The sequence below is a fragment of the Blastococcus sp. Marseille-P5729 genome (genome assembly GCF_900292035.1).
Lineage (GTDB): Bacteria > Actinomycetota > Actinomycetes > Mycobacteriales > Antricoccaceae > Cumulibacter.
The window spans coordinates 26,758-38,748 of sequence record NZ_OMPO01000004.1 but is presented as its reverse complement, the minus strand read 5'-3'; the positions used below and the strand labels follow the sequence as shown (position 1 = coordinate 38,748).

The window sequence follows — 11,991 nt, the reverse complement described above, 5'->3', positions numbered from 1 at the left end:
CGGCCCCTCGTTCACTCAGGAGCTAGCGGCCGTCACCCGGCAGGTCGGGCTGGCGGAAGGCGCCGGGACCCTGCGAACGGCTCTCCCACGGGTCGTACTGGGTGCCGTCCGGCCGCTCGACGTTGCCGATCGCGATGCCGGTCGTGTCGGCCGTGACGGTCTGGTTACCGCTCGCCAGATCCTCCTTGAGCTCCCGCGGCGCGATCGCCCGGGCCAGGTGGTACAGCACGATCACGACGATCGTGCCGAGCGCGATGCCGGTGATGATGAAGTCGTCGGTGAACTTCAGCTGGACGTCGCCGATCGCGATGATCAGTCCGGCGGCCATTGGCACCAGGTTGATCGGGTTGCTGAAATCGACCCGGTTCTCGACCCAGATCTTCGCGCCGAGCAGGCCGATCATGCCGTACAGGACGACGGTGATGCCGCCGAGCACGCCACCGGGGATCGCCGCGATCAGCGCGCCGATCTTTGGGGAGAACCCGAGCAGGATCGCGAAGATCGCGGCCACCCAGTAGGCGGCGGTCGAGTAGACGCGAGTGGCCGCCATCACGCCGATGTTCTCGGCGTAGGTGGTGGTCGGCGGGCCACCGGCGAAGCCGGACACCGCCGTGCCGAGGCCGTCTCCGAGGAAGGCCTTGCCCATGGACCTGTCCAGATCCTCGCCGGTCATCTCGGCGACCGCCTTGACGTGGCCGGCGTTCTCGGCGATGAGCGCGATGACGCCCGGGATGACGACGAGGATCGCGGCCATCGAGAACATCGGCAGGTGCGGGCCGTGCAGCACCGAGCCGTCGCCCTGGGTGATGTCGCCCGGAAGACCGATCCAGTCGGCGGCCTTCACCGCGGCGAAGCTCAACCGGTCGGTGCCTTCCTCGACCGGCGCACCGGCGCCGTCGACCCGGTCATAGCTCACGCTCATGAGGTCGAACAGCCAGGACAGCACCGTGCCTGCGATCAGTCCGAGCAGGATCGCGATGCGCGAGATGAACCCGCGCGAGGCGATGGCCAGCACGGTCGTGATCACCATCGTGAGGATGGCGATCCACTGGTCCTGTGGCCAGTAGACGCCCGAGACCACCGGCGCGAGGTTGAAGCCGATCAGCATGACGACCGCGCCGGTGACAGCGGGCGGCAGCACCCGCGAGACGACGGCTCCGCCGACGAAGTGCACGATGACGCCCACGGCCGCCAGCAGCAGGCCGGCGATCAGGATCGCACCGGTCATCTTGCCGATGTAGTCGGCAGGGCTGCCGCCGGCAGACTGGTTCTGGGCCCCGATCGCGGCCGCGGCGCCCATAAACGCCGCCGACGTACCCAGGTAGGACGGGATCCGGCCCTGGACGACCAGCAGGAAGATGATCGTCGCGACACCGGACATCATCAGGCCGAACTGTGGGTTGATGCCCATCAGCAGCGGGAAGACGAACGTCGCCCCGAACATGGCGAAGACGTGCTGCATGCCCATGCCCACGGTGCGGCCCCAGGAGAGCCGCTCGTGGGGCTTGACGACCTCACCGAGGGGGATGTTCTTACCATCCCCCTTCTGGGTCCACCCGATTCCTAGCGCCATGTCTTTCCTCCATAGCTCGGTGCGCGTCGATAGCGCGCCCCACGTAAGTGTGTGGGCCGTAACACTATGACCTCGACCCCGCGTCACTGATTAGCCAAATGTCACAAGGAATTCCGCTTTCTGTCGTAAGGCGCGCCCAACGGCAACACGATTGGCACACGACGGTGTTCTGGTGTTACGCCCCGGAAACGGCTGCGGTGGGTGGCGTCCCCGAGGGTCGCCACCCACCGCAAGGCGGTTACGGGACCTGGTACCCGGTCGGGTCGTCGCCGCGGTCGATGATCGCCGCGACCGGCCCACCGCCCTCCGGGCCCTGATGGGCGGCGGACACGGAGACGAACACGGCCGGATCACCGGTGACCGCCGCCGTCACGCCGCCGACGCAGGACTTGATCTGGCGGTGCCAGTGCACGTCGGAGTCGTCGAGCATGGCGTTGCGCCGTCCGTGCACCTCGCCGCTCTGCGATGCCTCGCACTTGAGGAAGACGTTGACCAGGCGACCGTTGAGGTCGCTCCAGTGCGGGCGTTCGGGGAGCTCGAGACCGGCGTCCTTGATCGCCTCCCAGATGCCGTCCTGGTCGAGGGCGTCCTTCATGACCGAGTGACCGATCCGGTAGCGACCGCCCACGCCCTTGGCGTTGCCGACGACCACGATCTGCGCCTGGTCGAGCTCCACACCCGAGGAGCACGATGCGACCGAGCTGTACAGCTCGCGGTTGTGCATGACGTCCTCGTCCTTGGGCATCTCGATCTCGCCCAGAGCGACGGCGATGCCGAGCGCGGTGACACCGTTCGAGAGGTCCATCGACTCGTGGGTGTTCTCGGTCCACACCTTCTTGCCGCGTGACTTGGCGTCGCGAATGGTATGGATGGTCAGCAGCGGCGTCTTGGTCTGGACGTAATGCACGTCCTTCGGGTCGGTGATCCCGGCGCGCTCCATGGCGACCTTCACGCCGTCGGCGACCTTCTTGACCATCGAGACGTAGCCGATCTCCTCCGGCAGCAGCTTCTCGCTCATCGCGAAGCCGACCGACAGCCGCGGCTCGTCGGTCTGAACCGCCTTGTCGGCGGGCACGGTCGCGAAGATCGTGGCGTGCGGGGAGATGACACCGTCGGTGCCGCCGGACCACACGATCGGGATCTGCTTCACGTCCTCGGCGCTGCGAGTGCCCTTGGCCTGGATCACCTCGCGGAAGGCCCGGTCGGCGATGATGCGGGTGTAGTCGTTCACGCCACCGTTGCCCTCGGTCTTGCCGATGACGGCGATGACCCGGTCGGCCTCCATCACACCCTCGTCGATGAGCTTTGCGAGCTCGGAGGCGTCAGAGACGTTGTGCAGCGGTACCTTGCGTACCTCGATTGCGTCTGGCATTTCTCTCCTCATTCTCTTCTGATGGGTGCGTTGTTACTCCTGCGGACCGTCCGCGGTGATCACCGTTCCGACCGCGCCCACAGGGCGGCGGGCGGCCTCGGCGAGCAGCTCCAGTTTCGTGATGATCGCCGCGGCACCGCCATTCTCGACGAACGTGCGGGCGGCTGACACCTTCGGTCCCATCGACCCGGCCGCGAAGTGCCCCTCGCTCTCGAGCTCGCGAATGCGCCGCAGGCTCACGTGGCCCACCGGCTCGGCGTCCGGTTGCCCGTAACGGATGATCGCGGCCTCGACGTCGGTGGCGATGATCAGGGTGTCGGCGCCGAGCGCCGGTCCGAGGACCGCGGCGGCGAGGTCCTTGTCGATGACCGCCTCGACTCCGCGCAGCCGCCCGTCCTGCCGGACGACGGGGATCCCTCCACCGCCGGAGCAGACGACGATGCTGCCCGAGTCCACCAGGAAGCGAGCGGTCTGCGCTTCGAGCACCTCCAGCGGCTGCGGTGAGGCGACGACGCGGCGCCACCCCTTCTCGCCGAAGTCCTTCCAGTGCTGGCCGAGGTCGATGAACTGCTGCGCCTCGTCACCGGGCCGGTACTTGCCGATCGGCTTGACCGGCTCGCCGAAGGCGGGGTCGTCGGCATCCACCAGCGTCCGCGTGACCAGGGCTGTCACGGGGCGTGCGACGCGCCGTGCCTGAAGAGCGCCATCGAGGGCGTTCATCAGCGTCAGGCCGATGGTCGCCTGGGTCTGCGCCCCGCACCACGCCAGCGACACCGGGGAGGCGATCGCGACGGAGTACTCGTTCTTGGCCAGCAGGTTGCCCACCTGCGGTCCGTTGCCGTGGGTGATGACGACCTCGACGCCCTCGGCGACCAGGTCCGAGATGTGCTCGGCGGCCTGGCCCAGCGCCTCGGTCTGGTCCTGCTCGGTCGCGCTGCCGTCCGGCGCGCTCATGGCGTTGCCCCCGAGTGCGACGAGGACTCTGGAGGGCCGGTGAGTCGCGTCTGGTGCGGTCATGCGAGAGAGTCTATGGAGTAGGTCACTGCCGGTTCATGGCAATGGTTGACGACGAAGACCGGCAAACGTCGGCATCTGAGCGACAGGGCGGGTTCGCGGCGGAGGCGCTTCGGGCCGCGAATAGACTGGGCGATCATGAGCCCAGCGGTTGTGGTCGAGGACCTGTCGAAGGAATACGGGCCGGTGCGCGCCGTCGATCGGATGAGCTGGTCGGCTCCCGCCGGGCAGATCACCGCGGTGCTAGGCCCCAACGGCGCGGGCAAGACCACCACGATGGAGTGCCTGGAAGGGCTGATCCAGCCGACCAGCGGACGCGCCGAGGTGCTCGGCAGCGACCCGTGGACCGCCGGGCCGGAGCATCGGGCCCGGGTCGGTGTCATGCTGCAGGACGGCGGCCTGCCGAACGCCGCCAAGCCGGTGCGGCTGCTGCATCACCTGGCCACCTTCTATGCCGACCCGATTCCGGTCGACCGGCTCGTCCGCGAGCTCGGCATCGACCGGTTCGCCAGCACCCCGGTACGCCAGCTGTCTGGCGGGCAGCGGCAGCGGGTGGCTCTCGCCTGCGCCCTGGTCGGCAACCCCGAGGTGCTCTTCCTCGACGAGCCCGCCGCAGGGCTCGACCCGCACGCGCGCCTCGATGTGTGGGACCTGATCCGTGACACGCGCGATCGCGGCGTGGCCGTCATCGTCACGACGCACTCGTTCGAGGAGGCCGAGCGCCTCGCCGACCGCATCGTCATCATCAACGAGGGCCGGGTCGCTGCGGCGGGCGCGCTTCACGAGCTGTGCGGCGACCGTTCGCTGGAGGACGTTTACTTCGGCCTGACCCGACGGGAGAGCGCCCGATGAGCGCTCCTGCCGCCACCTCCACCCGAGTTATCGCGCAGGCCCGCTTCGACGCCGGCACCCTGCTGCGCAACGGCGAGCAACTGATGGTCTCGCTCATCCTTCCGGCCATGGCGCTCGTGGGCGCGACGCTGGTTCCCTTCCCCGAGCTCGACGGCCGGCGCATCGACGCCGTCGCACCCGGCATCCTCGCGCTGGCGGTGCTGTCCACCGCGTTCACCGGGCAGGCGATCTCCACCGCGTTCGACCGGCGGTACGGCGTGCTCCGGCTGCTCGGAGCGACTCCCCTGGGCCGGGGTGGGCTGCTCGCCGGCCGGATCCTCGCGGTGCTCGTGGTCGAGGTGATTCAGTTCGTCGTCCTGGCCGCGATCGCGCTGGGCATGGGTTGGCGGCCGGACGCGCTTGGCATCCTGCCGTTCTTCGTCTTCTGGATCGTCGGGACGGCCTGCTTCGTATCGTTCGCGATGCTGTTCGCTGGGACGCTACGTGCCGAGGCGGTGCTGGCTCTGGCGAACCTCGTGTGGGTGATCATGCTGGGCCTCGGGACCGTCCTGCCGTCGTCGACGTTCGGCGAGCCGTGGTCGACGATCGTCTCGTTCACGCCGTCCGGCGCGCTCGGCGAGGGATTCCGCGCCGCCTTCGAGACCGGCGCCTTCGACTGGCAGGCGCTGGGCGTGCTCGCGGTCTGGACGGCACTGTTCGCGGGCCTGGCCCGCAAGGTCTTCCGCTGGTCCGACTAGCCGCTCGTGCTCCGGCTCGCTGTCCGGCCAGGGCGTGCTCAGCTCCCGGCGAGGGTCTCGCGGTGCCGGCGGATCCACTCGGTGAAGGTGACCGGCTGCCGGCCGAGCAGCCAGGACAGCACGTGCGGGTTGCCGGCGAACCCGTGGACGTCGTAGTAGTCGAACATCAACCCCAGTCGGCGTCGCGCCTCCGGATCGAGATGCTCACCGACCCCCTGCTCCCACGCATCGCGGTCGGCACGCACCTCGATCGGGCGGTCCAGCTCGCGCTGCAGCTCCTGCGCCATCTGCTGCGAGCTGAGCCGTTCAGGGCCCGCGAGCTCGTAGGTTGCGAAGGCATGCACGGGGTCGGTGAGGGTGATCGCGGCGGCCGCGCCGACGTCCTCCAGGGCGACCGGGGTGAACGGCGTGCCGACGTCGTAAGGCTGATGCCACACGCCTTCGCGGGACGCGCCCACAGGGCCCAGCAGGTTGTCCATGTAGGACGCCGGCTGCAGGATCGTCCACGTCAGCGTGCTGCGCCGCAGCACGTCCTCCACCTCGGCCTTCGCCAGGTGGTGGGGCATGGACGGCACAAAGGGATGCAGCACGGAGTGGTAGACGACCCGGATGCCGGACTGCTCGCAGAGATCGATCGTGGGGCGCAGCAGACCGAGCTCGCCCGGGTGCACATTGGGCGCGATCAGATAGGCGGCGTCCGCATCGGCGAGGGCGTCACTCATCGCCGCCGGATCGTCCAGCGTCGCGATGCGCTCGTCCTGCAGCCCGTGCGGACGCCGGACGACGGGAACCACCTCGTGCCCGAGGTCGCGTACGGCAAGCGCTACGGCTCGCCCGGTCTTGCCGCCGGCTCCGGTGATCGCGATCTTCATGCCTTCCATCCTCCCCGACCGCGTGATGGCGCGAGGGGCGGGCGGGCCCTAGCCCACCCGCCCCTCGCGAGTCTGTGTCGTTACAGGTGATCGACGTCCGCGAACTCCCTGCCGCCGGACAGCCGCGCGTAGCCGGGACCGCGGTCGAAGAATGGCGCGTCGTCGGCCGCAGACTCGCGGCGCGTGGCGCGCTCGGCGTCCGAGGCCTGCTCGTCGATCGAGACGTCGTCGCCGTCCTTGGTGGCCACGACGCCGTAGTCATCGAGCGCGCCCTGGACCGAGACCTTGCCCCACTGCAGGTCGCGCAGGACCTCGTCGTACGGCCGGTCGAGCGGGTCGCCCCAGCCGCCGCCGCCGGTGGTGCGGATCCGGATGATCTCCCCCGCCTTCACGGGCTCGGCGTCCGAGAGGGCGTCGACGGCGCGCTCGTTCGGGCCGTCGGGGTCGATGACGATCTCGAACGGACGTCCGGCCTTGCCGCCCTTGACACCCCAGCAGGAGAGGATGGACCGGTCGGCGATGGACATGAAGTTGCAGTCCTTCAGCATCCGGAAGTGCTTCTCGTAGCCGAGGCCGCCGCGATAGCGGCCCGGGCCGCCGGAGTCGACCGCCAGGCCCAGCCGCTCGACGAGGAACGGGAAGCGCGACTCGGTGAACTCGGTCGGCAGGTTGCGCGAGTCCGGCACGACATGGATGGTGTCCTCGCCGTCGGCGTAGTAGCGGCCGCCGGAGCCACCCCCGAGCACCTCGCGCATCAGGTAGCTGTTGCCCTCGAGGTCCTCGCCGTACACGCCGGTGTACCGGATCGTCTCCTGGTCGGCCGGCATCCGCCCGTCGACCGCCTTCGCCAGCACGCCCGCGAAGACGCCCAGCAGGCGCAGGATGACGAACGTGCGGGCGTTCGTCGGCGCCGGGAAGATCGGCGTGAGCAGCGTGCCGGGCTCGGGGAACTTCATCGTGATCAGCGGGATGATGCCCTCGTTGACGTCGAGCTCGGCCATCCGCTCGGGGGTGTCGGCGAGATTGCGCAGGATCGGAGCTAGCCACTTGGCCAGGAAGTTGCCGTCGCTGTAGTTGCCGCAGTGGTTGATCGGGCCCTTGGCCTGCGGGCTGGTCCCGGTGAAGTCCAGGGTGATGTGCCCGTCGGTCACGCCGTCGCCGGCCGAGGTCTTGGTCAGCGTGATCCGCTGCGCGTACAACCGCGGCTCATCGACGCCGTCCTGCTCGGCGTAGTCCTCCCACACGTACTCGCCGTCCGGGATCTTGGAGAGGATCTCCTTGCGGAACACTTCGGTGTTGGCATCCAGGATCGCATCGAAGGCGGCCTCCACCTGGTCGCGGCCGTACCGCTCGAACAGCTCGCTGACGCGCTTGGCGCCCATCAGGCAGGCGGAGCACTCGGCGTCCAGGTCGGCAGCGAGCGAGTCCGGCATACGCGAGTTGCGGGTCATGATCTTCAGCGCCGACTCGTTGGGCACCCCCTGGTCCCACAGCTTGATCGGCGGGACCATCAGGCCCTCCTCGTACACCGACTGGGCGTTCGAGGGCATCGAGCCGGGGCAGGCGCCGCCGATGTCGTCGTGGTGGCCGAAGGCCTGCACGAACCCGACGACCTCCTCACCCTGGAAGACCGGGACGGTGACGCAGAGGTCGGGCAGGTGCCCGATGCCGCCCTCGGAGCGGTAGACGTCGTTGTGGAAGAAGACGTCCCCGGGCTTCATCGTCTCGATCGGGTAGTCGCGGACGACGGGCTGCACCAGCGCGGAGTAGGAGCGCCCGGTGAGCTTGCGCATCTTCACGTCGTAGATGCCGGCGCGGTAGTCGTGCGCGTCGCGGATCATCGGCGAGCGGGAGGTGCGACCGATGGCGGTCTCGACCTCCGCCTCGATGGATGCGAGGGTGCCGGCGACGATCTCGACCAGGACCGGGTCGACCTTCTTGGTGTCAGTGCTCATCGCGGGCTCACGCGTCCTTTCGCTTGATGATGAGGTTGCCGTTGGCGTCGACGTCGACGACGAACCTGGGGTGGATCGGCACCGTGGAGCCGAACTCCTGCACGACCGCCGGGCCCTCGATCACGTCGCCCGCACCGAGCTTGGCGCGATCGTAGATCTTCGTCTCGTGCCACTGGTCCTCGTAGTTGACCTGTCGGGTCTCGATCAAGGCACCCTCGGCGCCGGTCCCCCTCTCGATCTGCTTGATCTCGGGCCGGGCGATCGGGCCGACGCCGGTGACGCGCAGGTTGACCCACTCGACCTTCTGCTCGTCGTTCCCCTTGAAGTCGTAGCTGTAGAGGGCGTGGTGGGCGGCGTGGAAGCGGTCGGCGACCTCGTCAGCCCATTCCTGGGTGATCTCCCCCTCGGGGCACTCGACGCGCACCTCGAACGCCTGGCCGAAGTAGCGCAGGTCCGCGGTGACCTCGTAGCGCTGCGCGGCCGGCGGGAAGCCCTCGCGCTCCAGCGCAGCCTTGGCCTTCTCCCGCAGCTCATCGATGGTCGCGCGCAGCCGGTCAAGGTCCAGCGACTCGTGCTTGGCGACCTGTGTCTGCACGTAGTCGTTGCGGACGTCGACGGTGAGCAGTCCGTACGCCGAGACGTTGCCGGGTGTCGGCGGGACGAGGACGGCCGGCAGGTTCAGGATGTCCATGAGCCGGCAGGCCAGCAGCGATCCCGAGCCGCCGAAGGTGACCATCGGGAAGTCGCGGACGTCCAGGCCGCGCTTGACGGTGACCTGGCGCAGCGCGTTGGCCTGATTCCAGGCGGAGATCTCCAGGATGCCGGTGGCGCACTGCTCGAGGGTGAGACCGAGCTTGTCGGCGAGCTGCTGGACGCCGTCCGTCGCGGCCTGCACGTTCAGCGGGATCTCGCCGCCGAGCAGGTGGGGCGGGATCCGGCCGAGGGTCAGGTGGGCGTCGGTGATGGTCGGCTCGGTGCCGCCCTTCTCATAGCAGATCGGGCCGGGGTCGGCACCGGCCGATTTGGGGCCGACCTTGAGCGTGCCCTCGGGGCCGAGCCAGGCGATCGAGCCGCCGCCGGCGCCGACGGTCACGACGTCGATCATCGGGATCTTCGAGGGATACTCGCCGACCGAGCCCTCGGTAGTCAGGGTGGGCTGGCCGTTCTGGATGACGGTGACGTCGCTGGAGGTGCCACCGCCGTCGTTGGTGACGACCGAGTCGAAGCCGGCCTTCTGCGCGATGACGGCCGCGCCCAGGGCACCGGCGGCGGGGCCGGAGAGCACCGTCGTGATCGGCTGGCCGGTGACCTCGTCGGCGGAGAGCACGCCGCCGTTGCTACGCATGATCGAGAACGGGATGACCCGCTCGGGGTCGAGCTCGGCCAGCCGCTCGGCGATGCCGGCGACGTACGCGCCGACCTTCGGCTTGACCGCGGCGTCCACGAGCGTGGTCATGGTGCGCTCGTACTCGCGGTACTCGCGCAGCACCTCGCTGGAGAGCGAGACGACGGCGTCGGGCATCTCCTCGCGGATGATCTCGAGCATCCGCTGCTCATGGGAGCTGTTGGCATAGGCGTGCAGCAGGCAGACACCGAGGGTGGTGATGCCCTTGTCCTTGAAGAAGCGCACGGCCTCGCGGGCGCTGGCCTCGTCGAAGGGGCGGACCTCCTCGCCCTTGAAGTTCAGCCGGCCGCCGACGGTCTTGACCTTGTCGGCGGGCACGATGCGGTCGGGCTTGACCCAGAAGTAGGAGTTGCCGTAGCCGTCGGGCACCGACTGGCGGGCGATCTCGAGGACGAACTCGTAGCCCTCGGTGGTGATGAAGCCGAGCTCGCCGATCTTGCCCTCGAGGAGCTGGTTGGTGGCCACGGTGGTGCCGTGCGAGATCGACTCGATCTCGCTGGGCTGGGCGCCGATCTGCTCAAGGATCTTGTGGACGCCAGTGAGGAATCCGTCCGCCGGGTTCGACGGGGTCGACGGGGTCTTCGTGGTGGCGATCGTTCCCGCCTTGGTGTCCACCGCGACGATGTCGGTGAAGGTTCCGCCGGTGTCGACGCCGATCCGGATGTGCCCGGCGCGTCCCGTGCTGTCGCTCATGTACCGCCCTCTCCTGCTACGTGTGCGTCGCTAAGACTCTAGGCGGGGGTGACCCGGGGCACGTCGTCAGAGGTTGCCAACGATCCGGCGGTATCGCTTCAACACTTGCGGTGCTGGAGCCGACCGCCTACAGCTCGTCGTACTTGGCGTTCAGCGCGGTGAGTTTGCCAAGGAAGTTCTCGTACCCGCGGTAGATGAGCTCCAGCCCGTGCAGGGTCGACTCCCCCTCCGCGGCCAGCGCTGCGATCAGGTAAGAGAACCCGCCCCGTAGGTCGGGGATCTCCAGCTCGGCGCCGCGCAGCTGGGTGGGCCCGGAGATGACTGCCGAGTGCTGGAAGTTGCGCTGTCCGAAACGGCAGGTCGATCCGCCCAGGCACTCGCGGTAGACCTGGATCCGCGCTCCCATCTGGTTCAGCGCCTCGGTGAACCCGAGCCGGTTCTCATAGACCGTCTCGTGCACGATCGACAGGCCCTCGGCCTGGGTGAGCGCCACGACGAGGGGCTGTTGCCAGTCGGTCTGGAAGCCAGGCGCGACGGCCGTCTCGATCGCGATGGCGTCGAGGCCGCCGCCAGGGTGCCAGAAGCGGATGGACTTCGGCTCGCCGTTGCCGCCGTCGTCGACCTGAAACTTTCCGCCCACCTGGCGAAAGACGTTCAGGAAGGTCAGCATCGAGGCCTGCTCGGCGCCCAGCACCGTGATGTCGCCAGCGGTCGCGAGGGCGGCGCACGCCCAGGACGCCGCCTCCAGGCGGTCCGGCAGGGCGAGGTGGTCATAACCCTGCAGGGACTCGACTCCCTCGATGCGCACCACCCGCCCGGCGTGGACCGTGATCTGGGCGCCCATCTTCTGCAGGACGCAGATCAGGTCCATGATCTCAGGCTCGGTCGCGGCATTGCTCAGCTCGGTGGTGCCCTCGGCCAGCACCGCGCTCAGCAGCACCTGCTCGGTCGCGCCCACGCTCGGGAAGCTCAGCTCGATCTTGGTGCCGATGAGGCCCTCGGGGGCATCGATGTAGAGGCCTTCGGCCTCCTTGCGGACCTTGGCACCCATCTGCCGCAGCGCGTCGAGGTGGAAGTCGATCGGGCGATCGCCGATCCGGCACCCGCCGAGGTCCGGGATGAATGCCCGCCCGAGACGATGGATCAGTGGCCCGCACATGAGGATGGGGATGCGGCTGGCGCCCGCGTGCACGTTGATCTCCGCCGGCTCGGCGTGATCGACCGCGCCGGGGTCCATGACGAGCCGGCCGTCGCTGCGCTGCACGGTGACCCCGTGCAGCTTCAGCAGACCCGAGACGATGTCGACGTCGACGACGTTGGGCACATTGCGCAGGGTGCTCGGCGTGCTGCCGAGCAGCGCCGCGACCATCGCCTTCGGGACCAGGTTCTTCGCGCCGCGGACGGAGACCTCGCCGGTCAGCGGGGTGCCGCCGACGATCCTCAGCGACGAGGCATTGTTCGTCACCTCGTGCCTCCTTCCGCTAGCTGCTCCTGTGCCGGTCTGCTCTCGGCCAACTG

The 11,991-nt window shown here is 68.9% G+C and carries 9 protein-coding genes; 2 read left to right on the top strand and 7 right to left on the bottom strand.

What is annotated here, in order from left to right; genetic code table 11:
• Nucleotides 1–22: 22 nt before the first annotated feature.
• The 3 genes from DAA40_RS15400 to DAA40_RS15390 form a co-directional block, all read right to left on the bottom strand.
• Nucleotides 23–1,573, bottom strand: coding sequence for a uracil-xanthine permease family protein (locus tag DAA40_RS15400; RefSeq protein ID WP_106850654.1), 1,551 nt, complete (start codon nt 1,571–1,573; stop codon nt 23–25).
• A gap of 238 nt (nt 1,574–1,811) precedes the next feature.
• The gene (locus DAA40_RS15395) at nt 1,812–2,945 is read right to left on the bottom strand and encodes a ring-opening amidohydrolase (protein ID WP_106850653.1); all 1,134 of its coding nucleotides are present in this window, start codon (nt 2,943–2,945) and stop codon (nt 1,812–1,814) included.
• Between the two features lie 33 nt (nt 2,946–2,978).
• Nucleotides 2,979–3,962: a carbamate kinase gene (locus DAA40_RS15390; RefSeq protein WP_106850652.1), complete on the bottom strand. Its 984-nt coding sequence runs from the start codon at nt 3,960–3,962 to the stop codon at nt 2,979–2,981.
• 135 nt (nt 3,963–4,097) lie between these two features.
• Between DAA40_RS15390 and DAA40_RS15385 the strand changes: the two genes are divergently transcribed.
• Entirely contained in the window at nt 4,098–4,811 is a 714-nt protein-coding gene (locus DAA40_RS15385) for an ABC transporter ATP-binding protein (RefSeq protein WP_106850651.1), read from the top strand.
• Entirely contained in the window at nt 4,808–5,548 is a 741-nt protein-coding gene (locus tag DAA40_RS15380; RefSeq protein WP_106850650.1) for an ABC transporter permease, read from the top strand. Before DAA40_RS15385 ends, DAA40_RS15380 begins: the two co-directional genes overlap by 4 nt.
• A gap of 38 nt (nt 5,549–5,586) precedes the next feature.
• Here DAA40_RS15380 and DAA40_RS15375 read toward each other — a convergent pair whose 3' ends face one another.
• The 4 genes from DAA40_RS15375 to murA all read right to left on the bottom strand — a co-directional run bounded on the left by DAA40_RS15375 (nt 5,587) and on the right by murA (nt 11,938).
• Nucleotides 5,587–6,420: an SDR family oxidoreductase gene (locus DAA40_RS15375; RefSeq protein ID WP_158716474.1), complete on the bottom strand. Its 834-nt coding sequence runs from the start codon at nt 6,418–6,420 to the stop codon at nt 5,587–5,589.
• A gap of 80 nt (nt 6,421–6,500) precedes the next feature.
• Nucleotides 6,501–8,375: a hydantoinase B/oxoprolinase family protein gene (locus DAA40_RS15370; protein ID WP_106850648.1), complete on the bottom strand. Its 1,875-nt coding sequence runs from the start codon at nt 8,373–8,375 to the stop codon at nt 6,501–6,503.
• A gap of 7 nt (nt 8,376–8,382) precedes the next feature.
• Complete coding sequence (locus DAA40_RS15365; protein ID WP_106850647.1) at nt 8,383–10,473, bottom strand: hydantoinase/oxoprolinase family protein; 2,091 nt, start codon at nt 10,471–10,473, stop codon at nt 8,383–8,385.
• Between the two features lie 127 nt (nt 10,474–10,600).
• The gene (murA, locus tag DAA40_RS15360) at nt 10,601–11,938 is read right to left on the bottom strand and encodes a UDP-N-acetylglucosamine 1-carboxyvinyltransferase (RefSeq protein ID WP_106850646.1); all 1,338 of its coding nucleotides are present in this window, start codon (nt 11,936–11,938) and stop codon (nt 10,601–10,603) included.
• Nucleotides 11,939–11,991 lie beyond the last annotated feature (53 nt).